This window comes from Sphingomonas natans (assembly GCF_030546695.1).
Taxonomy (GTDB): domain Bacteria; phylum Pseudomonadota; class Alphaproteobacteria; order Sphingomonadales; family Sphingomonadaceae; genus Sphingomonas_I; species Sphingomonas_I natans.
The window spans coordinates 76353-98759 of sequence record NZ_JAUOTP010000010.1; the positions used below are offsets into that span (position 1 = coordinate 76353).

Consider the following 22407-nt stretch of genomic DNA (forward strand, 5'->3'; position numbering starts at 1 on the left):
CTTCCCAGCTTTGCTGGAGAGGGTGAAGTTACAGCGCCACTTCGGCGACATTGTCCTTGTAGCTCGCCTTCGGATCCTTGCCGAACAGGCGCGTCAGCGCCGCGCCGATCGAGGAGCCGCCCAGCCAGATCTTCGCGCTTTCCGTATCCAGGCGCAGCAGAGCCAGCTTGGGATCGCTCTTGCCGCCCTCGTACCAGGCTTCGACATGGCTGTTCCATAGCCGGTCGATCGTGGCGGGATCGCTGTCGATGCTCAGCGAACCGTGAATGCTGGCGAATAAATCGTGGCCCTTGCCGGTGAAGGTCGCGATCGCGCGATCCGACGTGCCGAGCTCGGCCACCAACCCATTGTCCTTCGTCGTGAAGAAATAGAGCGGGCCGCTGTCGTCGCCATCGATCTGCGCGGTCATCGGCTGGGTGTAGCCATCGCGCGCGCCGTCCAGGCCCAGCATCACGAAGGGGCTGGCCTTCAATTCCGTCCAGAAGCGCGCCTCGATCTGAGCGTCGTCTGCCATCGTGTCTCTCCTCGAAAACCGTCCCGGGAAAAGCGCCCGGCAGGCTTTCGGGTTCCGTTCAGGCGGGGGCGATCTCGCTCTCGGTCGCTTCGTGCGTCGCGGCCGCCGGGTGAGGCAGCCCCGGCCTGCTTGCATGGCTGTCCGCATCGATCATCGGCTTGCCGTCGGGGCCCGCAATCACCGCGGTCTGGGTCGGGAAGGCGAAGTCGATATGCGCTTCATTGAAGGCCTCGAGGATCGCGACGCACACCTTGTGTCGCGCCGCGAACACCTCGTTGTAATTCTCGGAATGCACGTCGAACTGCAGATTGAAGTCGAGCGTCGAATCCCCGAAGCCGAACATGCCGCAGCGCACGAGCGTGCACTTGTCCTGCGCCTCGACGATCCCCTTCAGCATCGCCGGCACGCCCGCGCACACGTCGGGCGGCGTATAATAAGCAAGCCCCAGCACCATCTCGATCCGGCGCCGGTCCAGCCGCGCCATATTGTGCAATTCCTTGTTGAGCAGGTTGGTGTTCGAGATCACCACCTCCTCGCCGCTGACCGATCGCACGCGCGTCGTCTTCAGCCCGATCTGCTCGACGGTGCCGCTCGTCGAATCCCAGCGGATCGAATCGCCGCGCTGGAACGGCCGGTCGAAGATGATCGACAGCGCCGAGAAGAGATCGTCGAAAATGCCCTTGGCGGCGAGACCGATCGCGATGCCGCCGATGCCCAGCCCGGCGACGAGCCCGGTCACGTTGACGCCGAGATTATCGAGGATCGCGACGCCCGCGATCGCGAACAGCACGATCGTCACGAGCAGCCGGATGATCCCGATCGCGCTGCCGAGCCCGCTGTGAATGTCGTCGCCCGCCCTATGCTCGACGATGCCGAGCACGAATTCGCGCGCCCACAAGGCGCCCTGGATCGCGGCGGCGACGGTGAAGGCCACGCTGATCGTCTGCGCGACCAGATGCGGCGGATCGGCATAGCCCGAGACGAGCTTGGCTGCGAACAGCACCATGAACCATAGATGCGTGCGCATGATCACACGCCCGATCGTCACCGGCCAGTGGGTGAGCGTCGATCCGCGCCGGCAGAGCCGTTTGCCCAGCCAGCGCAAGCCCAGCATCACCGCGACCAGTACCGCGCCGATCGCGGTGGCGATCGTGATCTGGAGATAGTGGCTCAGGATCCAGGCGATGCTCTGGTCCCAGAGCGCCTGCAGCGAGCTGGTCGAGACGACGAGCGGCTGCTTCATCTGGGCGGTATTCACGATCGGATCTGCCATCAGGCGGCCTTCGCTTCCTTGCTCGCGGCCTCCGCAATCTCGTCGAGGAAACCGATCAGCGCGCGTTCGGCGCCGGTCATATATTTGGTCGCGCGGGGCAGCCTGAGCGCGCACATCGCATCGCCCTTGCCCTGCCGGCAGAGCTCTATCAGCGCGGGATGAACGTAGGATTTGCGGCTGATCGCGGGCGTGTTGCCGAGCGCGGCGGCCACTTCCTCCAGCATCGGCTTCAGCGAGAGCTTGCCGCCCTTCGCCGCTTCCATGATGTGCTCGAAAGCGAGCAGGCTCGCGCCCCAGGTGCGGAAATGCTTGGCGGTGAAATCGCCGCCCGTCGCCTCGCGAATGTAGGCGTTGACCTCACCCGAGCCGACCGCATGGGGCGCGCCATCCTCGCCGACATATTCGAACAGATGCTGCCCGGGCAGGTCCTGCGTGCGGCGCACGATCGAGGCGAGGCGCTTGTCCTCGATGGTCAGTTTCTGCTTCTTGCCCGATTTGCCCATATATTCGAGCCTGAGCTTCGCGCCCGCCACCTTGGCGTGGCGATTTCGCAGCGTCGTCGCGCCGAAGCTGTTGTTATCCTTCGCATAGGCCTCGTTGCCGACGCGGATATGGCCGAGATCCAGCAGCCGCACGACCGCCGCGACGACCGTATCGCGGTCCAGCGAGCGCGACGCGAGATCTTCCTCCACCCGCGCGCGCAGCAGCGGCAGCGCGCGCCCGAAATCGGCACAGCGCTCATATTTGTGCGCGTCCTGCGCGGCACGGAAGGCGGTGTGGTAGCGATATTGCTTGCGCCCGCGATCGTCGACGCCCGTTGCCTGGATATGCCCGTCCGGACTGGGGCAGAACCACGCCTCCTTGTAGGCGGGCGGCAGCGCGATCGCGTTGAGCCGATCGATCTCGTCGCGGTTCGTGATGCGCTTGCCCTTGGGATCGTAATAGCCCCAGCCATGCCCGGCTTTCTTGCGGGTGATTCCGGGCAGCGCATCGTCGACATAACAGAGGACGGCGGGTCGTTCGGTGTCTGACATGTCGGGGCCAACGGGACGGGAGCCGTCTAGGTTCCCACCCGCTCCGGCTCCGACGAAGCGAGTCCCCCTCCCCCGCTCATCCTGAGGAGCCATTGAGCCCTTCGACTGCCTGCCAAGGCAGGCGCTCAGGATAAACTTCGTGCCAAAGGCACGAAGTCGAAATGGCGTCTCGAAGGACGGGACGCGACGGTGCCTGTTCTTCGAGACGGGCCTTCGACAAGCTCAGTCTCTCCTCAGGATGAGCGGTTGGGGAGATGGGGGACGGGCTATGGAACGAGGCGTCACACCTTCTTCAGCGGCCGCGGCATCGGCACCGGCCCCGTATGATCGGGCATCTTCGGATAAACGGGCGGGGTCAGCCCGGTGACCAGGTCCGCGATCTTCACCGGCTGCCCCGTCTGGAAGCAGCGGTTCGCCGCCACCCCGATCACCACCGCCGCCGCGCCGCCGCGCTCGTCCGCGCGCCGCAGCAGGGGATCCGCCGGCGCGTTGGGATCGAAGATCTCCGCCAGCATCACCGCATCGCCGCCGCCATGCCCGCCCGCACCCGTCGCCGGCGGGATGTCGCGCGGATCGCCGCGCATCGGGATGATCCGCGTCTGGATCGCATCGCCCATGCTGCTGCCGTTGAGCCCGGATATGCCCGCCTGCTCGATCACGACATGCTCCAGCCGCCCCTTCGTACCGTTGAACGCGATCGTATAGCCTTCCCAGGCATTGATGGCGTTGAGGCTGTAGCTGAGCGTCGTGCCGCCCTGATATTTGACGATCACGTTCATCGTATCCTCGATCGTGATCGAGGGCCGCCACACGCACTGGTCACGGAAATAGCCGTCATAGCGCTCGGCATCGAGATACATCGCCTTCAGGTCGGGGTCCGCCGCCAGATCGAAGAAGAAGGTGCACTTCGCCGCTTCCGGGCAGGTGTGGCAGCGCTCGTGCGCGCCGGTCAGCCCGAAGCGGCGCGCCATCTCGGGCGTATAGAAATCGCGCTTGCCTACCGCCTGCACCTCGACCGGCATGTCCGACAGCCACCAGTTGACGAGATCGAAATGGTGGCTCGCCTTGTGGATCATCAGTCCGCCGGAAATCGCCTTGGTCGCATGCCAGCGGCGGAAATAATCGGCCCCGTGGCTGGTGTTGAGCAGCCAGTGGAAATCGACCGACAAGATATCGCCGATCTCGCCGGTCATCAGCAGCTCCTTCACCTGGCTGCGATAGGGCGCGTAGCGATAATTGTGCGTCACGCGGATGTGGCGGCCGGTGCGCTTGACCGTATCCAGGATGCGCTGCGCCTTCTCGGCGGTCGTCGTCATCGGCTTTTCGGTCAGCACGTCGCAGCCCGCCTCCAGCGTGCGGACGAGATACTCGTCGTGAAACGCATCGGGCGGGGTGACGATGATCACGTCGGGCTTCTGCTCGCGGATCATCTTGTCGAACTCGCTGGCCAGATAGGCCTTGGGCGCGGCCGCACCGTTGGCGGCGGCGAGCTTCCCGACGAGCGCGAGCCGGCCGGGATTGACGTCGACTGCGGCGACCAGGTCGGCATGCTCCTTGTGCGGACCCCAGATCGCCTGTTGGTACATGCGATTGCGGCTGCCGACGCCGACCGAAACGTAGCGCTTGCGCTTGGTGGTGGCCGCCGCCGCGGGCATCGCCCCTGCCGCGACCGCAGTGCCCGCGGCGATGCCGCCGAGAACGTCGCGTCGCATGAGACCCGTGCCGTCCGATCCGTCCATGTCCATCTCCCTGTCCGGCGATGCTTTTGTCTCCGCCGGTCGGATAAAGGGTAAGATCAAAGACGTCGCCGCGGGAAGGGGCATCTCTCACCAGATGAAAGCCCGCGACGAAAAGGGCGTCTGGCAGCGCGCCGCCCCGACGCGAGCAGTCGATCGTTAACCATGAATCGTGGCCTATCAAGGCGTTAACTTAACAAAACGTTAGACAAGCGTTCGATAATCGCTATCCGCCGATTCGCGTTCAATGCTCCAGGGGGAATGTGATGCGTAAGCTTGGTTTTGCGGCGTTTTTGGGGGTCCTGTCCTTGTCGGCCACCGCCGATGCGACGACCTTTTATGGTTATACGGCGACGCCCAACGGCGTTGTCTCCGGTGCCGCCAAGACGGCGCATGACTCCTTCATCGCAGCGCTCTCCACCAGCAGCGTCGAAGACATCGAAAGCTTCGCGGTCAACCAGGCTCTGCCGCTCGCGCTGAGCTTCGAAGGTTCGGCCGGCACGGTCGCCGCGACCTTGTCCGGCAGCGGTCAGGTCCGTCAGGCCTTCAACGGCCTCTTCCCCACCTCGCCGTCGCGCGAACTGTACGCGACCGGCGATCTGACGATCAGCTTCACCGGCGGCGTCTATGCGTTCGGCTTCTACGCGACCGACGTTTCGGACTTCGGCTCGGCGCTGTCGGTGACCTTCAACGACGGCACTGCCGGATCGTATCAGGTCACGACGACCGCGGCGAAGCCGGACGGCAATCTGCTGTTCTTCGGCCTGACCTCGGACACGGCGATCACCAGCGTCTCCTTGAAGGGCGCGAAGGCGTCGGACGGCTTCGGCTATGACGATCTGACGATCGGTGCGCCCGCCGCAGTCCCCGAGCCCGCGACCTGGGGCATGTTCATCGGCGGGTTCGGACTCGTCGGCGGCTCGCTCCGCCGGCGCCAGCGGACCAATCTGCGCTTCGCCTGATCGGCCAGACTACCGCGCGCCGCCGATCGCAAGATCGGCGGCGTTCGCTTGACCAAGCCGGGTGAACGGCAGCCCGCCCACATCGGGCCGGCTGGCTGCCGCATCAACTCTCCTCGATCGTCAGCGCCTCGATCTCCAGCAGGGTCCCGGCCCCCGCTGCGCGCCGCCCGGCGACGACGATGTCCGCCACGAGATGCCCGCGCAGTGCGAACTGCGCGTCCGCCAGTCCGTCCTCGAACGCAGCCACCGCCGCCGCGCTCGGCAGGCAGATCTCCAGCCTGTGGCGTGCGCCGGAAAAGGTCGCGCTGGCCCAGTTGCGGCTCGGCAGCGCACGCACGTCGCTCTCCTCCCCGCCCCGCGCCGCCAGCGCTGCGATCAATTCCTCGCGCGCGCCGGGTCGCCCGCTCCGTGCGCTTGGCGGCCGGTTGCCTGCCGCGATCATCGCCGCGCCTCCTGCGCATCGGCGATGTAGGTGCAGACCTTGGCTATGGTCCGCGGCCCCGGTTCGCGGCCGGCGCGCAGATCGCTGACGAAGCGCGGATCGTTCAGGACCATCCTCCCGAACAGTGTCTCCGGCATGCGTGTCCGTTGCAGATGGCGGGTGATGAGGCCCAGCAGATACACGATTCGCCCTCCGATTTCGTTCCTGTTATGTTCTAGCTTGCAAGACAAATCCTACATGTCTAGGAATTTTCCTATGTGCGGAGGAAAAAATGGCCGTTGACCCGCGTGCGGCGCTGGAGGCGCTTATCGCCGAGCGGCGCGAGGATTATGCGGGCCTGTCGCGGATGCTCGGCCGCAACCCCGCCTATATCCAGCAATATGTGAAGCGCGGCTCCCCACGTCGGCTTGCGGAGGAGGATCGTCGCGCACTCGCCGCCTATTTCCGCGTCTCCGAAGAGGCGCTGGGCGGGCCGCCGGCTGCGCCCCGCCCCGTCCCCGCCGCCGCCCCGCGCGAGGCATTGCGCGCCGCCGCGATCATCGCCGTGCCCCGCCGCGCGCTCGGCGCCTCGGCCGGGCCGGGTTCGCTGGAGGAGGAGCGCGGCGCTCCGGCCGAGGCCCTGCCCTTCGCCGCGCCGCTGCTGCGCGAACTCGGCGTCGGCGATCCCGCGGGCCTGTCAGTGATCCGCGTCACGGGCGATTCGATGCTGCCCGCTCTGGCCGACGGTGACGACATCCTGGTCGACACGAACGACGCCGCCGAGCGCCTGCGCGACGGCGTCTATGTCCTGCGCAACGAGGATGCGCTGATGGTCAAGCGCCTCGCTTTGCGCCCCGACGGCGGCCTGGCCGTCCTCAGCGACAACCCCGCCCACCAGAGCTGGCCCGATGCCGACCGCAGCCGGATCCGGATCGTGGGCCGGGTGCTCTGGGCGGGCGGGCGGGTGCGGTAGGCAAGATCAGGCCCTCAACCCGTTTGGTTCGAGCTTGTCGAGAACTCCGCAGCATCGAGCGAAGTCGAGATGTGTCCCACGCAGCGCGCCGAGCAAAACTTTTCGACTACGCTCTCGACAAGCTCGATCTCCGCTTGAAACGAACGGAGGGAATTAAACCCCCGTGCGCTTCCGATCGCGCCACCAGAAGAGCAAGGCCGCCACCACGCCCACCGCGACCCCGCCGACCACGCCGGCGGAAGGCTGGCGCGCGATCATCCCGATCACCGCGCCGCCCAGGATCGCGATTGCCAGCAGCACGCCGGCCGCAGAGGGATTGGGGGTCTGGGGCGTGCTCATCGTGTCCTCCCTGCCACTGTCGCGGGGATGTGACCAGCCCGCGCCATCGCCGGCTGGCGGCGGCGCATGGCCTGCACTAGGGAGGGGCATGCCTGCGGTATCGATGCGAGCGGCACTGGGCGCCGCCGCGGCTGCGACCTTCTGCCTGACGCCGCTTCCCGCCGGCGCCCAGACGGCCGCGCCCGATACGCCGCCGCCCCCTCTCGCCGATGCACCCGTCCCACCGGTCACCACCGCCGATCCAGCCCCGCTGACCGCCGATCTGCCATTGGCTCCCATGCCCGATCTCGGTGTGGACTGGCCCGATCTGTCCGCCCCCGATGCCACGGCACCGGTCGCGCCGGATGCGGCCGCAGCACTCCGCGCCAACGATGCCGAACTTGCCCGCCCCTATCGCGTGGCGATCACCGGCATAGACGAACTCGGTGCCAATTTCCGGTTGCGGTTCAACGGCCTGTCCGCGCTCGCGGCCGGCAACAACAAGCCAGCCAACGCCGCGCAGATCAACCGCCGCTTGGTCGGTGACGAGGATCTGATGCGCCAGTTGCTCCGCGCCGTCGGCCGCTACGACGGCACGGTGGAAGGTCAGGTCGATGCCGCCGCCACGCCGATCGCCGTCACCTTGGCCGTCACTACCGGCCGTGCCTACCATTTCACGACGATCACCCTCCCCGGGCTCGACCGGGCCGGCACCCGCACCGCGCCGCTCGCCGACGCCTTCGCGATCCGCCCGGGCGACGCGGTCGATGCCGACCGCGTCACGACCGAGGTCGCCAATTACCGCGCCCGCCTCGGCCGCGAAGGCTACCCCTTCGCCAAGGTCGCCGATCCGCAGGTCACCGTCGATCATGCGACCGGCGAGGCGACGCTGAGCCTCGCCGTCGATCCCGGTGCGCCCGCGCGCTTCGGCCGGATCCTGCCGACGGGCACCCGCCCCGTCTTTTCCGCGCACCACCTCGGCGAGATCGCCCGTTTCCACGAAGGCCAGGAATATGACGCCGCCCGGCTCGACGATCTGCGCCGTGCGCTGATCCAGACGAGCTTGGTCTCGGTCGCGACGATCACGCCTGTCCCCGCCGCCGATCCCGCCGTCGTCGATATCCAGGTCCTCACCGAACCCGCTCCACCGCGCACAATCGCGGGCGAACTCGGCTACGGCACGGGCGAAGGCGCGCGCGCCGAATTGTCGTGGCAGCATCGCAACCTGCTGCCCCCCGAGGGCGCGGTCACCTTCCGCGGCATCGCCGGCACGCGCGAACAATTGCTGAGCGCGACCTTGCGCCGCTCTAATTATCAGGCGCGCGATCGCATCCTGAATGCGCAGATCGCCGCCTCGCACAGCAATCTCAACGCCTATGACGCCAAGAGTTTCTCGGTTTCCGCCGATCTGGAACGGCAGACCAACATCATCTGGCAGAAGAAGTGGGTCTGGTCGGTCGGCGGCGAATTGCTGGCATCCGACGAACGCGACACCATCCAGGCGACCGGAGCGGATCGCCGCCGGACCTTCTTCGTCGTCGCCGCACCCGCGACGCTGGCCTATGACGGCACGGACGACCTGCTGAACCCCAGCCGAAGTTACCGCATCGCGGGCCGCATCTCGCCCGAAGCGTCGCTCCACAAGACCGCCGACCTCTATGTGAAGCTCCAGCTGGACGCGAGCGGCTATTGGCCGGTGACGCCGTCGATCGTCCTGGCGGGCCGCATCCGCGTTGCCTCGATCACCGGCGCCAATACCGAGATCATCGCGCCGTCGCGCCGGCTTTATTCTGGCGGCGGCGGATCGGTGCGCGGCTTCGGCTACCAGAAGATCGGCCCGGTCGATATCGACGGCGATCCGGTCGGCGGCCGCGGCCTCGTCGAGTTCGGGTCGGAGGCGCGTTTCCGCTTCGGCGCGTTCGGCGTCGTGCCCTTTCTCGACGGCGGGCGGCTGACCGACAGTAACGTCCCGACGGTCAGCCACATGCGCTACGGCGCGGGGCTCGGCGCGCGTTACTATACGAGCTTCGGCCCGATCCGGATCGACGTCGGCACTCCGCTCAATCGCCGCGCGGGCGAGTCCCGCATCGCCGTCTATGTCTCGCTGGGCCAGGCCTTCTGATGGAGCTCGATACCGAGACGATCGAGACCGACGCGTCGCCCAAACGCCCCAACCGGCTGCTACGTGCGATCGCTTGGGCGCTGGCCGGCCTGGTCGCGGTCGTCGGCGTCGCCATCTGGAGCGTCGATACCGGCCCGGGCCATCGCCTGATCGTCGATCGCATTGCCGCGCTGAAGATCAAGACGGGCCTGCGCATCCGTATCGGCCGGATCGAGGGCTCGATCTGGAACCACGCGGTGCTGCGCGACGTGCGGCTCTACGATCTGCGCGGCCAGTTCTTCGAGGCGCCCGCGATCCGGCTCGACTGGCATCCGCTCGGCTGGCTCGCGAACCGACTCGATATCGACACGCTCTCCTCCGATCTCGTCACGCTCGATCGGCTGCCGAAACTCAGGAGCACCAAGCAGGGTCCCATCCTCCCCGGCTTCGACATCCGCATCGGCAAACTCGAGATTGCGCACCTGCGCCTCGGCAAGGCCGTCGCGGGCACCGCCGCCGAAGCCCGCGTCGCAGCGCGCGCCGAGATACATGGCCGCCGCGCGATGATCTGGGTGCAGACCGCGAGCAACAAGCGCGACCGGCTCGCGATTGATCTCGATGCCGAGCCCGATGGCGATCGTTTCCGTCTCGCGGCGCACGCCGAGGGCCCGGCCGGCGGCGTGCTCGGCGGACTGTTTGGCACGAAACTCCCAATCCTCGCCAGCGTCGACGGGCGCGGGACATGGCATCGCTGGCACGGCGCCGCGCATGCCCGGCTGGACGCCCGCAGCATCGCCGATCTCGCGCTGACCGTGAAGGACGGCGATTATGGCCTGACCGGCCGGCTCGCGCCTTCGCCCTTCCTGAAGGGCAAGCTGCAGCGTTTGACGGCACCGGCCGTCAGCGTCGCCGGCCATGCGCGGCTCGCCGATCGCCAGCTGACCGGCGACCTCGCGCTGTCGGCGCCCGCGCTCCGCCTCGCCACGCGCGGCCGTCTCGACCTTGCCGAAAGCGCGTTCCGCGCCTTCGCGCTCGACGTCGAGCTGCGCCAGCCATCCGCTTTGTTCCCGAACATGACCGGGCGCGAGGTGCGCCTGCACACCGTGCTCGACGGCGACTTCAGGGAGCCGGCCTTCCGCTATGCGCTGACGAGCCCGCACATCGCCTTCGACCAGACCGGCTTCGATCGCATCTCGGCCGTCGGCTCGGGCCGCTTCGGCAAGGTCCCGGTGCTCGTCCCGATCACGCTTTCGGCGGCGCGCGTCACGGGGATCGGCGATGTCGCGGGCGGCATCCTCGCCAATCTCAAGGTGAAGGGTACGCTCGCCGTCGATGCCAAGACGGTGACGGGCGCCGGCCTGCTGCTCTCGTCGGACAAGCTGAACGGCAAGCTTGGCCTGCGCCTCGATCTGGCCAGCGGCGCCTACGATGTCGCGCTGACGGGTGGCCTGCGACGTTATCTGATTCCCGGCCTCGGCATCGTCGATGTCGATAGCGTGCTCTCGGTGGTCCCGGGCCCAGGCGGACGCGGGACGGTCGTCAGCGGACGCGGCACCGCCGACGTGCGACGCTTCGACAATGCCTTCCTGCGCTCGCTCGCCGGCGGGCTCCCGCATCTCGGGGCGAAGCTTATCCGCGATCCCGACGGGACGTTGCGCTTCCAGAATCTCGTCCTGACCGGTCCCGCGATCCGGATCACCGGCTCGGGCCTGCGCCGTCGCGACGGCACGTTCAAGTTCGACGGCACCGGCCGGCAGGACAGCTACGGCACGTTCCGCATCGGGCTGGACGGCGCGATCGATCACCCGAAGGTCGATCTCGTTCTCGACGCGCCGGTCCCCGCGCTCGGTACGACGGACGTCCGGCTGAACCTCGATCCCGTTCCCAACGGTTTCGATTTCCGCGCGGCCGGCGGTTCTTATCTCGGCCCGTTCACGGCCAACGGCGTGATCGATACCAGCCCGAACCAGCCGACCGTCATCGACGTCCGTGCGCTCGACGTTTCGGGCACGCGGGCCAGCGGCCGACTCCGCTCGGACCCCAACGGCTTCTCCGGACGGCTCGACGTGGCCGGTGGCGGCATCACCGGTGCGCTGCAGTTCGCGCCGCAGGGCACGATCCAGCGGATCGATCCGCACCTGACATTTGCCGGTGCCAAGCTCGCCGCGGCCACGCCGATCGCCATCGGCCGCGGTCAACTCGACGGCACGATCCTGCTGGATTCGGCGGGCGTCGGCATCGACGGTAGCTTCGCGGGCCGGGGACTGCGCCGCGGCGCGGTCTCGATCGCGCGATTGGCCGAAGAGGCGCATCTTCGCGGTGGACGCGGCACGGTCGCGGGCACGATCGTCGGCAGTCGCGGGAAGACCTTCGATCTCAAGTTCGGCGCGACGCTGGATCCGGGCCGTGCCGCGATCACTGCCTCCGGCAATCTCGATGCCAAGCCCATCCGCTTGCCCGAACCGGCGATCATTACCGCTCAGGGAGACGGCTGGCGGCTCGCTTCGGCCCGGCTGGATTATGCCGGCGGCACGGCGCGCATCGGCGGTGAGTTCGGCCCCGGCCGGGTCGTGCTCGATTCCACGCTCGACCGCATGCCCCTGATCCTGGCGGACATCTTCGTGCCCAAGCTCGGCCTAAGCGGCTATGCGAGCGGCAAGCTCTCCTTCCGCCGCGAAGGCGCGGCCGCACCGACCGGCCGAATGGACCTCACCTTGCGGGGCCTCGCGCGCGCCGGTCTCGTGCTCGTCTCCCAGCCGATCGATGTCGGTCTGGCCGCCGCGCTCACGCCGAGCGGCATCGCCGCGCGCGCCGTGGCCATCTCGCAAGGCAAGACGATCGGCCGGGCCCAGGCGCGCATCGCCCCGCTTCCGCCGGGCGGCGATCTGTCCGACCGGATCCTGCGCGCACCCTTGTTCGCACAGCTTCGCTACATCGGCCCGGCGGACATATTGTGGCGGCTGACCGGGGTCGAGACGATCGATCTCTCCGGCCCGCTGACCGTGACGGCCGACGCCGCAGGCACGCTCGCCGATCCGCTGATCCGCGGTTCGCTGCGCACCGATGCGGGCCGCGTCGAGAGCAGCGTGACCGGCACGGTCGTACGCAGCGTCAAGGCGACCGGCACATTCGAAGGCTCGCGACTGCTGCTCTCGGCGATGAGCGGCGTCACGCCCGATGGCGGCACCGTCACCGGGCGCGGCGATTTCGATCTTTCCGGCGCGACCGGCGTCGCGATGAACCTGTCGCTCGTCGCCAAGGACGCGCAGATCCTCAATCGCGACGATATCGGCGCGACGGTGACGGGTCCGATCACGATCCGATCCGATGGGCGCAGCGGTGTGATCAGCGGCGATGTCGTGCTGGAAAAGAGCCGCTACCAGCTCGGCAGCGCTGCTGCGGCGCAGGTCGCGCAGCTCAACGTCACCGATCTGAATGCCGACGATGAGGATTTCGGCGATGCGCTGCCCGCGGCGGCCTGGCAGCTCGATCTGAAGGCGCGTGCGCGCAATCGGGTGATGGTGCGCGGTTTGGGCCTCGACAGCGAATGGCGCGCGGACCTGACGATCAAGGGCGCGGTCAACAATCCCGTCATCGGCGGCAAGGCGGATCTGGTTCGGGGCGGATATCAGTTCGCCGGGCGCCGTTTCGAGCTCGAGCGCGGGACGATCCGCTTCACCGGCGCCGCGCCGCCCGATCCGATCCTGGACATCACCGCGCGCGCCGACATCCAAGGGCTCAACGCCTCGATCCAGGTCTCCGGCACAGGACTGCGCCCGGAAATCAGCTTCCAGAGCGTGCCGGCCCTGCCCGAGGACGAATTGCTCTCACGCTTGCTGTTCGGCACCTCGATCACCAATCTTTCGGCGCCGGAAGCGCTTCAATTAGCCGCGGCCGTGGCCTCGCTCCGCAGTTCGGGCACCGGCGGAGGGCTCAATCTCGATCCGATCAACGCCGTGCGCCGCGCGGTCCGGCTCGATCGGCTGCGCATCCTGCCCGCCGATCCGACGACGGGCGCCAAATCGGCGGTCGCCGCAGGCAAGTATCTCGGGCGCCGGACCTATGTCGAGGTCGTCACCGATGGCGCCGGCTATTCGGCGACGAGCGTGGAATTCCGCATCACGCGCTGGCTGTCTTTGCTCTCGACCATCTCGACGATCGGCCGCCAGAGCGCCAACGTCCGCGTGTCGAAAGATTATTGAGGACTAGGTGGCGACGGGCGCGTGGTGCGGGCGGAAGAGCTTGCCCCGCTCCGTGATAGTGACCGCGGCGATGATGCCGAAGCCGATCACCGTGAACCCCACGGCCAGCGGCACCGTCGTACCATTGAAGGACTGGCCGATGACCAGACCGATCGAGGCACCGATCAACGTCTGGGAAAAGCCCTGGATCGAAGATGCGGTGCCCGCAATGTCGCCCACGGTCTCCATCGCCATCGATCCGAAATTCGAGCCCATCATGCCGAAGAAGAACATCGTACCCGCCTGGATGAGCGCGAGACTCCAGATCGTCTCGTGACCGCTCAGGGACACCGCAAGGTGCAGCAGCGAGAGGCCGGTAAAGCCGAACATCGCCGCTTGCGACACCCGCCGCGTGCCGAAGCGACCCACGATCCGCGAGTTGACGAAGGACGAGACGCCCATGGTTCCGGCAATGCAGGCGAAGACTAGCGGGAACAGGGTCGCCGCATGGAACACGTCGGAGAAAATCTGGCCGACCGAATTGATAAATCCCATCATCGATCCGAAGGAGAGAGCGCTGCAGATCGTATAGCCCGCCGAGGTTCGGTTTCCGAACACGCGCGCCGCCGCCGACCTGAGCCCCGCGAACGAAACGGGCCGCCGATATTCGGGGTGCAGCGTCTCCTTCAGCTTCAGCCCCGCGACGAGCGCCACCGATCCGCCGAACGCGCCGAGCAGCAGGAAAATCCAGCGCCAGGATCCGGTTGCGAGCAGGATGATCTGGCCGATGCTGGGCGCCAGGATCGGCACGGCGAGGAAGCACATGAAGGCGAGGCTCATGACCCGCGCCATCTGCCGCCCTTCATAACAATCGCGCACAATCGAGACGACGAGTACACGCGACGATGCCGCCGCGATGCCCTGCAGGAAGCGTGCGGCAAGCAGCAACGGAAACGTCGCCGAGAGGCCTGCAACAAGGCTAAGCACACCGAACAATGCCGTGCTCGCGACCAGGATCGGCTTGCGGCCGAAGCGATCTGCGAGCGGTCCCCACACCAGCTGGGCGAGGCCGAAGCCGATCACATAGACGACGATGATCCATTGCCGCTGATTTTCGGTGGGAATGTGGAGGCTGTGCGCGATCTCGGGCAGCGCCGCGAGCATGATGTCGATCGCAAGCGCGTTCATCGCCATAAGACAGGCCATCAGCGCGACGAATGGCCTGAACGAAAGACCAGGATCGCTCGCGCCGGGCGCACGGTTGGGCGGCACGGACATGCGCGGCCTCTTCACAAAGAAAAAGGGCGGGAGCAACCGCCCCCGCCCCATTATTCTGCGTATCGATCGCCTGACCGACGATCCCGGCAGGTCAGGCCTCGGCGGGCTTGCGACCCCTGCGCTTCGGCGCGGCGGCTGCGGACGGTGCGGGCGCGGCAGCGCGAGGCTTGCGGCCAAGGCCGATCTTGTGGGCGAGCGCGCGGCGCTGCTCGGCGTAGCTGGCGGCAACCATCGGATAGTCGCGCGGCAGGCCGAATGCCTCGCGATAGCTCTCCGGCGAATAACCATGCTGCGAGATGTGACGGCGAAGCATCTTGTACGGCTTGCCGTCGATCATGCTCACGAGAAAATCGGGCTTGATCGAGGAGCGAAGCGACACGGCGCCCTTCGGCTTCTCGGCGGCCGGCTCCTGCGTGGGTGTACCCAGCGCGCCGAGCGCACCATATACGCTCTGGATCAGCGCGCCGACTTCGGCGGTCGGTACGCTATTATTGCTGACGTGCGCCGAGACGATATCGGCCGTAAGCGTGATCAAATCCTGATTGTCTGTAGACACGGTCAACTCCTTCGGGGTGGGCGGGATATAGTTCGGTGCGCGCCGAGCGCCAGAAGAAATTTGTAACATCGCATCACAAATAGGATGAATCGTCGCAACGCGGAGGCAATCAGCGCGTCAGAACCCGCTTATAGAGTTCCAGATAAGCATTGGCCATGCGATCTACCGAAAAGCGTTTCTTGGCGGTTTCGCGGCATACAACGCGGTTAATCTCGCCGACACGTGCGATTGCCGCAACGGCTTCGTCGAAACTATCGACGAGAAAGCCGGTCACGCCGTTTTCTATCAATTCGGCCATCGAACCCCGCCGATATGCGATGACGGGCGTTCCGCACGCCATCGCCTCGACAACCGACAGGCCGAACGGCTCGTCGAAATCGATCAGATGAAGAAGCGCCCGCGCCCCGCCGAGCGCCCGCGTACGATCTGCACCGCCGACCGCGCCGAGATGGACGACGTTTTCGCCATCCAAGAAAGGCGCGACCTCCCGGTCATAATAGCCTTGATCCTGCACGATCCCCGCCATGGTAAGGCGCCGTCCGGAAGCCTGGGCGGCCCGGATCGCCTCGCCCGCACCCTTGTCCGGGTGCATCCGCCCGAAAAACAGCAGATCTTCGCTGCCGACAGGATCGAAGGGGAAGTCCTCGATTGGGATGCCGTGATGAATAGTCGCGGCATAACGCAGATCTGGATGCCGGTCCGACTCGGAGATCGCGACATAGTGTACGCGATCCTCATATCGCTTGAAGACCGGCACGATCCGTTCCGATGAAAACCCGTGAATCGTGGTCACGATCGGCGTATCGACGAGCCGGCTGAAGGCGAGCGGCATGAAATCAGCCTGGTTGTGGATGATGTCATAGTCGCCGGCATGCTCGAACACGTTGGAGATATGCAGGATCTCCATCACCTTGGCATCGAGCGTCGGATCCTCCGAATAACCGGTGGGCACGACCGACTCGAGTTGGCCCGCGGTAAGGCTGTCGGCAGTCGCGAACAGGGTCACGTCCACGCCGCGCGCGACGAGCGCCTCGGTGAGCAGGCTCGTTACCAATTCCCACGGACCGTAATGACGCGGCGGGGTGCGCCATGAAATCGGCGCGAGCATCGCAATCTTCATGAGAATTTGTCCAGGAGGAGAAGACCCTCGTCGGCCTTTAAGGTGATAAAATGGCTGCCGACGCGGGGCAGCGGGCTCGGATCGATCGTAGAAAGCGCGCCCACGCAGACGAAATCCTTGGGCAACCCGACCGTCGCCTCGATCGATCCAAGGTTGAGCAAGACGATCGCTCGCTCGCCTTCATGATGTCGTTCGTACGCCAGTATCTGTCCTTCCGTATCGATCATCGTCATGTCACCCACGGCAAGCGCCGGATGCGCGCGCCTCAGTCGCAGCAGATCACGATGCAGCGACAATGACGACGCCGAATCTTGGCGCTCGGCCGCGACATTGCGGCTCCGCCAGTCCGCATGAAGCGGGAGCCAGGGATCGCCGGTTGTGAAGCCTGCATGCGCCGAGCCGTCCCATGCCATCGGCGTGCGTACCGGATCGCGCCCGAAGCCGAGGCCGGGCTCGCGCAGTTCGCGCGGATCGGCGACGCGATCCGGCGGGATATCGACCGTGCCGATGCCGATCTCGTCCCCATAATATATCGTCGGTGTCCCCCGCAGCGTAAGCAGCAACATCGCCGCCACGCGCGCCTGCGCCTGGCCGAGACGCGCGGCCGCGCGCGGCCGATCATGATTGCCGAGCACCCAATTGGGCCATCCCCCGGCCGGCAATGCCGCCTCATACGCCGCGACCAGATCGTGAAGCCCCCGCGCGTCCCACGGCGCATCGATCAGCTGAAAGTTGAAGGGCAGTTGCACGCCGGGTGAGGCCGGGCTGCCATAATAAGCCATCAGCCGATCCAAGGGCAGATAGATCTCGCCCACCAGCAAGCGATCGCCGTAGCTGTCGGCCAGCGCGCGCATCTCGGCCGCGAGACCGTGAATCTCGGGCTGGTCGGTCGAGTGGAGCTGGAGCACGCGATGCATGTCGGCCATGCCGGGCGTCCAGGCCGGATTGAGCGGATTGTCGGGAAAGCCCGCCGCCTTGATCATGTGCCAGAGGATATCGACGCGGAAGCCATCGACGCCGCGATCATACCAGAATCGCATCGCATCGAGCATCGCCGCCTTCAGGCCCGGATCGCGCCAGTTCAAGTCCGGCTGCTCGACTAGCATCGCGTGATAATAATATTGGCCCGTCGTCCCATCCCATTGCCAGGCAGAGCCGCCGAAATCGCTGATCCAGTTATTGGGCGGGCCACCATCGGACGCGGCATCGCGCCAGATATACCAATCGCGCTTGGGATTATCGCGAGACGATCGGCTTTCGAGGAACCACGGATGCTGGTCGGAACTGTGGTTTGGCACGAAATCCAGCAGCAGCTTCAGTCCGCGCGCATGCGCGGCAGCGATGAGCCGGTCGAAATCCTCGAGCGTGCCGAACATCGGATGGACGCCGGTATAATCGGAGACATCATAGCCGAAATCGACCATCGGCGATGGATAGATGGGCGAGATCCAGATCGCGTCGATGCCGAGGTCGACGAAATGATCCAGCCTCCGCTCGATCCCGGCGAGATCGCCGATGCCGTCACCGTTGGTGTCCTGAAACGAGCGCGGATAGATCTGGTAGACGACCGCCTTTTCCCACCAGAGTCGATCGGTCACGCGAAGCGGCTCTTCGGGATATGCGTGATCCGGCACGCGAGATCCGCCTCTCCGCTCGCGACGATATAGGAATCACCGCCATCGGCGATGCCGGTCGTGAAGACGACCTCGGTAGGAAGATATAGCTGGTGCGCGATCGGCGCGGTCAGCGCGGGCTTAGCTTCCAGCAAGGGCGTTGCATCTTCGAGGCGGAGGATCTTCCAGGGCTCGTCGCGATCGAGCAACGCCCAGAATGTGCGGTAGATGCCGACCTTCGCGCGCGTCTCGACGCCGTGATAGAGCATCAACCAGCCCGCATCGGTCAGGATCGGCTGCGATCCTCCACCCACTTTCATCGCCGACGTCGAACCGCGCCGCGCCCGCAGGAACGGATGATCGATCGGCTTCCAGTGCAGCGCATCGGGCGACTGGGCGAGGTTGATCGACGGGCCGCCGACATAGTCGCTGCCTTCCGGATAAGCGAAATACAGTTCCCCGAGCGGGCGCGTCAGCGCCATGAACTTCCCGCCGACCTTTCCTTCGAAGAAGATCATGTCCTTGTTCTGATGATCGAGGACGACACCCTCCAGCGTCCAGTCCAGCCCATTGTCGGAGGTGTGCAACGTCGTCGAATGGCGTTCCGGGGAGACCGAGCAGGTCGTCATGTACCAGCGGTCACCGATCTGCGTGATGCGCGCATCCTCGACGCCATAAGCCTGGTAGGGCGCCGCCGGCGCGATCGCGCGGTCATAATGAACCTCGACCACCCTGCGTCCGTCCGCATCGAGCTCGACCGGCAGGAGCCAGGAAAGCGAGGTAAGCGCCAGCATCCGGTAATTCGAACCACCCACATCGAACTGGCGCGGATCGCTCATATTCACCGCCGTCAGCGGATGCGCGTCCAGCACATATCCGCCATCGGCCCAGCGGATCGCGTGCACATGATCCCTGACGACGGGCTCCCGAAGCGCCTCCGCGATGCGGACCATCAAAAGGAGATTGCCGTTCGGCAGCCGCGTGAGGCCAGGATTGAAGGCGCCGAGTACATAGGTTTCGGCACGCAGCGACGCGCGCAGAGGTGAATGTCGAAGATCGACATCGTCGGGTACAAAAATCAGGTAATCGTTCATAATCGCCATTTCGCCCCGATCTTACGCAACCAAAACCGCGACGGCGCGATTGGCTCCCGAAGGAGCTTGCCTCACATGACGACTTTCAAGAAGGGCGACGCAGTGAGTTGGCAGTCGCATGGCGGCACTGCCCACGGTTCGGTCGAAAAGAAGCTGACCGGCGAAACCCACATCAAGGGTCACAAGGTCGCAGCATCGAAGGACGACCCCCAATATCTCGTGAAGTCCGAAAATGGCGGCAAAGCTGCGCATAAACCCGGTGCGCTCGAGCGCGACTAGCGCCCCGCCCCTCACGAAAGCACTCGCCCTCCCCGAAAACGCCGCTTAAGGAGGGCTATCCAGAGCAGGAGAGCATAGAATGGCTAAGGCAACCACCGCTAAGGCAACGACCGCGAAGGCACCGACTGGCGGCATTCATAAGCCCGTCACTCCCTCCGCCGAACTCGGCGCGATTGTCGGCACCAGTCCGCTGCCGCGAAGCGAGATTGTCAGCAAGATGTGGGAATACATCAAGAAAAACAATCTTCAGGATGCCAAGGACAAGCGGCAGATCAACGCCGACGACAAGCTGGAGAAGGTCTTCGGCAAGAAGAGCGTCAGCATGTTCGAGATGAACAAGCACATCTCGACGCACGTCAAGTAAGCGTTCGCGGGCGGGCGGCAGCAAATGCCGCCCGCTCAAAGCTTTACGCTGGCCCATGCGAGAAGGGCTGCCTCAAGATAAGCGCTTCTCAGCGAACCATTTAGTCTGTTATGAGGCCGGAACGACAATCCGGCGCGCTTCCCAACGCGTGTCGCGCGAGCCCGAGGGAACAACCATGACGGAGCAAACGGACAAGACGATCTTGACGCTGACTGCGGAGATTGTTGCCGCACATGTCGGCCATAACCGGATCGTCCCCGGAGACCTTCCCGATCTCATCCAGCGCGTTCATCAAGCCTTGACCGGCCTTGGCCAAGACGGCGTGCAGGAGGCCGTTGCGACGGACGCGAAGCCGGCTGTTTCCATCCGGGCTTCGATCAAGCCCGACTATATTGTTTGTCTTGAAGACGGCAAAAAGCTCACGATGCTGAAGCGCTATTTGCAGACGCGCTATGGAATGACGCCACAGCAATATCGTCAGAAATGGAAGCTGCCCGCGGACTATCCGATGGTCGCGCCCAATTATGCCGATCGTCGTCGCGAGCTTGCCAAGGCGATTGGCCTCGGCCGCAAGCCGAAGGCTGTGCCCGCCGCCGCGCCGGTGAAACGCGGACGCAAGCCCAAGGCCGCCTGACCCGGGGCGGTCGCCTATTGCTTTTGCCCTTGCAGATAGCGATCGAACCAGCCGAGCATCCGCTTCTCCTGATCTGCCAGATTTTTCGGGTCGCGGATCGCATGGCCCTCGTCCGCGTAGATGACGAGCTCGGTCGGTACGTTCATCGCCTTCAGGCCATGCCAGAATTCCAGGCTTTGCGCGGCCGGCGTCTCCACGTCGCGTTCGCCGACATACATCAAGGTCGGCGTCTTCGCGGCGCGCACGGCGCGGACGGGCGACAATTTGTCGTAGATGGCAGGCTCGTCATAGGCCGAGGCCCCGAAATAGGGGACCATCCACTGGTCGATACCGTTCTGCCCATAATAAGCGACCCAGTCGGCAATGCCGGCGCCCGCCACCGCCGCCTTGAAGCGCTGGCTGTGCGTGACCGTCCACATCGTCATGAACCCGCCATAGCTGTGGCCATAGACGCCCAGCCGCTGGCCATCGATCGGCGCCTGCTTCTCGACCGTATCGATGCCGGCGAGGATGTCGGACAGATCGCCACCGCCGAAATCGCGGACATTGGCGCGCACGAAGGCAGCGCCCTGACCGTAGCTGCCGCGCGGATTGGGCTGAAAGACCCAATAGCCCGCGCGCAGGAATGCAGCGACCGGCCCCGTCCACGCGAAGCGCGGTGTCGAGGCCGAGGCAGGTCCGCCGTGGACGATCGTGATCATCGGCGCTTTCGCCGTCGGCGTAGCGGCATCAGGCGCAAGCAGCCAGCCCTGGACCTGGCGACCATCGTTGCGCCAGCGGACATCGGTCGCGACCGTCGTCGAGACGAGCGCGTCATTCTCGTGGCTGATCGGCTTCATCCGCCCGAGCGGGCCGAAGACGATGCGCGGCGGCATCGCATAGCACTCCGCCACCGCCGCCGCCCAGCCGCCCGTGCGATCCAGCGCGACGCGGCCGTCGCCGGCCTCGATCGTCTCGGCCGCCACCGTCGGCGTGGCAAGCACGCCTTTCGCCGGATCGATCGCGGCGATGCCCGTCGATCCGCCCTGCGTGACGCCGGCGATGAGGCGCTGCCCGCGCCAGGCGAGCGAGGTGAAGCTGGCCGGATAAGCAGCCGTCAGGTCGCGCGGCGTTCCACCCGTCAGCGGCACCAGATAGACGTCGCCGCCGATAGCGCCGAAATCGCTCATCAATCCGCCGATGAACGCGACGCTTTGCCCATCGGGCGCCACCCGCGGCATATTCATCTGCATCTTCGGCGCGGCGATGATCCGCATCGCGCCATCGATCGGGAAGGCGCGCAGGCTCGCCACCCACCATTGATTGTCACCATTGCCCTCGGCGGCAGTACCGACGAAGCCGCGCCCGTCCGGCGTCCAATCATATTCATAGACGAACGTGCCTTCGGGCGAGACCAGACGGGGATTGCCGCCCGCCGCTGGCACGATCGCGATCCGGCGGCTGTCATCCTTGCTACCGATGACGCCGACCTGGCGAACGCCGGGCTGGGTCGCGCCGGTTTCCTTGGCGGCATCGATCGTCGCGAGGAACGCGATCTGGTTGCCGTCCGCCGACCAGCGCGGGCTGGCGGCGAGGCCCTTCACGCTCGTCACCTTCGTGACCGTGCCGCTCTCGAGCCGATAGAGCGTCGCCTCGCCCCGGCCGCTGGCGACGAAGGCCAACGCCTTGCCGTCGGGCGACCAGCTCAGCCCGTCATAGCGACATATCTCGCACGGATCGTAACCGACCGGTGCCGCCTTGCCCGTCGTGTCGCGGATCGTGACGATGCCGTGCCCGGCCGAGGGCGCGCCCGCCGCGTGGAGACTGTCGACGGTTGCGATGCGCTTGCCGGCCGGATCCAGAGCGAGGCTCGCATATTTGGCAAGGGCAGCGGGACGAGGCGAAGCGGCGGCGGGCGCCAAAGCAGCGGCGGCAATCAGTGCGAGCATCGGCGAAAGGGATCCGTGACCAGAGGCG

21 protein-coding genes are annotated in these 22407 nt (G+C 66.0%); 8 read left to right on the top strand and 13 right to left on the bottom strand.

The window, feature by feature from the left end; translation table 11 throughout:
• Positions 1 to 28 precede the first annotated feature (28 nt).
• The 4 genes from Q4F19_RS18400 to Q4F19_RS18415 all read right to left on the bottom strand — a co-directional run bounded on the left by Q4F19_RS18400 (position 29) and on the right by Q4F19_RS18415 (position 4560).
• The gene (locus Q4F19_RS18400) at positions 29 to 514 is read right to left on the bottom strand and encodes a pyridoxamine 5'-phosphate oxidase family protein (RefSeq protein WP_303545777.1); all 486 of its coding nucleotides are present in this window, start codon (positions 512 to 514) and stop codon (positions 29 to 31) included.
• A 58-nt stretch (positions 515 to 572) separates the two neighbouring features.
• The gene (locus Q4F19_RS18405) at positions 573 to 1787 is read right to left on the bottom strand and encodes a mechanosensitive ion channel family protein (protein WP_303545781.1); all 1215 of its coding nucleotides are present in this window, start codon (positions 1785 to 1787) and stop codon (positions 573 to 575) included.
• Positions 1787 to 2821: a DNA topoisomerase IB gene (locus Q4F19_RS18410; RefSeq protein ID WP_303545784.1), complete on the bottom strand. Its 1035-nt coding sequence runs from the start codon at positions 2819 to 2821 to the stop codon at positions 1787 to 1789. Before Q4F19_RS18410 ends, Q4F19_RS18405 begins: the two co-directional genes overlap by 1 nt.
• A 281-nt stretch (positions 2822 to 3102) precedes the next feature.
• Positions 3103 to 4560 carry a Gfo/Idh/MocA family protein gene (locus Q4F19_RS18415; RefSeq protein ID WP_303545786.1) on the bottom strand — a complete coding sequence of 486 codons (1458 nt, stop codon included), beginning with the start codon at positions 4558 to 4560 and terminating at the stop codon, positions 3103 to 3105.
• Here Q4F19_RS18415 and Q4F19_RS18420 point away from each other — a divergent pair.
• Positions 4559 to 4720: a hypothetical protein gene (locus tag Q4F19_RS18420; protein ID WP_303545788.1), complete on the top strand. Its 162-nt coding sequence runs from the start codon at positions 4559 to 4561 to the stop codon at positions 4718 to 4720. The two genes, Q4F19_RS18415 and Q4F19_RS18420, sit on opposite strands and share 2 nt — an antisense overlap.
• 103 nt (positions 4721 to 4823) lie before the next feature.
• Complete coding sequence (locus Q4F19_RS18425) at positions 4824 to 5519, top strand: PEPxxWA-CTERM sorting domain-containing protein (RefSeq protein ID WP_303545790.1); 696 nt, start codon at positions 4824 to 4826, stop codon at positions 5517 to 5519.
• A gap of 103 nt (positions 5520 to 5622) precedes the next feature.
• Here Q4F19_RS18425 and Q4F19_RS18430 read toward each other — a convergent pair whose 3' ends face one another.
• Together Q4F19_RS18430 and Q4F19_RS18435 are read right to left on the bottom strand one after the other, a co-directional pair.
• The gene (locus tag Q4F19_RS18430; protein ID WP_303545793.1) at positions 5623 to 5961 is read right to left on the bottom strand and encodes a hypothetical protein; all 339 of its coding nucleotides are present in this window, start codon (positions 5959 to 5961) and stop codon (positions 5623 to 5625) included.
• Positions 5958 to 6143: a hypothetical protein gene (locus tag Q4F19_RS18435; protein WP_303545796.1), complete on the bottom strand. Its 186-nt coding sequence runs from the start codon at positions 6141 to 6143 to the stop codon at positions 5958 to 5960. The genes Q4F19_RS18430 and Q4F19_RS18435 overlap by 4 nt, the downstream gene beginning before the upstream one ends.
• Before the next feature lie 89 nt (positions 6144 to 6232).
• Between Q4F19_RS18435 and Q4F19_RS18440 the strand changes: the two genes are divergently transcribed.
• Positions 6233 to 6913: a S24 family peptidase gene (locus Q4F19_RS18440; RefSeq protein ID WP_303545798.1), complete on the top strand. Its 681-nt coding sequence runs from the start codon at positions 6233 to 6235 to the stop codon at positions 6911 to 6913.
• A 153-nt stretch (positions 6914 to 7066) separates the two neighbouring features.
• Here the strand turns inward: Q4F19_RS18440 and Q4F19_RS18445 are convergent, their stop codons facing one another.
• A complete protein-coding gene (locus tag Q4F19_RS18445; protein WP_303545801.1) occupies positions 7067 to 7252 on the bottom strand; it encodes a hypothetical protein in 186 nt (61 codons plus the stop codon).
• 88 nt (positions 7253 to 7340) lie between these two features.
• Between Q4F19_RS18445 and Q4F19_RS18450 the strand changes: the two genes are divergently transcribed.
• The gene (locus Q4F19_RS18450; protein WP_303545803.1) at positions 7341 to 9353 is read left to right on the top strand and encodes an autotransporter assembly complex protein TamA; all 2013 of its coding nucleotides are present in this window, start codon (positions 7341 to 7343) and stop codon (positions 9351 to 9353) included.
• Entirely contained in the window at positions 9353 to 13534 is a 4182-nt protein-coding gene (locus Q4F19_RS18455; RefSeq protein WP_303545806.1) for a translocation/assembly module TamB domain-containing protein, read from the top strand. The genes Q4F19_RS18450 and Q4F19_RS18455 overlap by 1 nt, the downstream gene beginning before the upstream one ends.
• 3 nt (positions 13535 to 13537) lie before the next feature.
• On the opposite strand, the gene Q4F19_RS18460 is transcribed toward Q4F19_RS18455, so the two are convergent.
• The 5 genes from Q4F19_RS18460 to Q4F19_RS18480 form a co-directional block, all read right to left on the bottom strand.
• Positions 13538 to 14791: a multidrug effflux MFS transporter gene (locus Q4F19_RS18460; RefSeq protein ID WP_303545809.1), complete on the bottom strand. Its 1254-nt coding sequence runs from the start codon at positions 14789 to 14791 to the stop codon at positions 13538 to 13540.
• Between the two features lie 91 nt (positions 14792 to 14882).
• Positions 14883 to 15347: a Ros/MucR family transcriptional regulator gene (locus Q4F19_RS18465; RefSeq protein ID WP_303545814.1), complete on the bottom strand. Its 465-nt coding sequence runs from the start codon at positions 15345 to 15347 to the stop codon at positions 14883 to 14885.
• Between the two features lie 109 nt (positions 15348 to 15456).
• On the bottom strand, positions 15457 to 16467 hold the full coding sequence (locus Q4F19_RS18470) for a glycosyltransferase family 4 protein (RefSeq protein ID WP_303545816.1): 1011 nt from the start codon (positions 16465 to 16467) through the stop codon (positions 15457 to 15459).
• Positions 16464 to 18065, bottom strand: coding sequence for an alpha-amylase family glycosyl hydrolase (locus tag Q4F19_RS18475; protein WP_303545819.1), 1602 nt, complete (start codon positions 18063 to 18065; stop codon positions 16464 to 16466). The genes Q4F19_RS18470 and Q4F19_RS18475 overlap by 4 nt, the downstream gene beginning before the upstream one ends.
• Positions 18062 to 19183 carry a glycoside hydrolase family 130 protein gene (locus tag Q4F19_RS18480; RefSeq protein WP_303545822.1) on the bottom strand — a complete coding sequence of 374 codons (1122 nt, stop codon included), beginning with the start codon at positions 19181 to 19183 and terminating at the stop codon, positions 18062 to 18064. Before Q4F19_RS18480 ends, Q4F19_RS18475 begins: the two co-directional genes overlap by 4 nt.
• Positions 19184 to 19249: 66 nt before the next feature.
• Between Q4F19_RS18480 and Q4F19_RS18485 the strand changes: the two genes are divergently transcribed.
• From Q4F19_RS18485 to Q4F19_RS18495, 3 genes are all read left to right on the top strand, one after another.
• The gene (locus Q4F19_RS18485) at positions 19250 to 19453 is read left to right on the top strand and encodes a hypervirulence associated TUDOR domain-containing protein (protein ID WP_303545825.1); all 204 of its coding nucleotides are present in this window, start codon (positions 19250 to 19252) and stop codon (positions 19451 to 19453) included.
• Positions 19454 to 19532: 79 nt separating this feature from the next.
• Positions 19533 to 19817: an SWIB/MDM2 domain-containing protein gene (locus tag Q4F19_RS18490; protein ID WP_303545830.1), complete on the top strand. Its 285-nt coding sequence runs from the start codon at positions 19533 to 19535 to the stop codon at positions 19815 to 19817.
• A gap of 175 nt (positions 19818 to 19992) precedes the next feature.
• Positions 19993 to 20451: a Ros/MucR family transcriptional regulator gene (locus Q4F19_RS18495; RefSeq protein WP_303546077.1), complete on the top strand. Its 459-nt coding sequence runs from the start codon at positions 19993 to 19995 to the stop codon at positions 20449 to 20451.
• Positions 20452 to 20465: 14 nt separating this feature from the next.
• Here Q4F19_RS18495 and Q4F19_RS18500 read toward each other — a convergent pair whose 3' ends face one another.
• Positions 20466 to 22379 carry a S9 family peptidase gene (locus Q4F19_RS18500; protein ID WP_303545833.1) on the bottom strand — a complete coding sequence of 638 codons (1914 nt, stop codon included), beginning with the start codon at positions 22377 to 22379 and terminating at the stop codon, positions 20466 to 20468.
• Positions 22380 to 22407 lie beyond the last annotated feature (28 nt).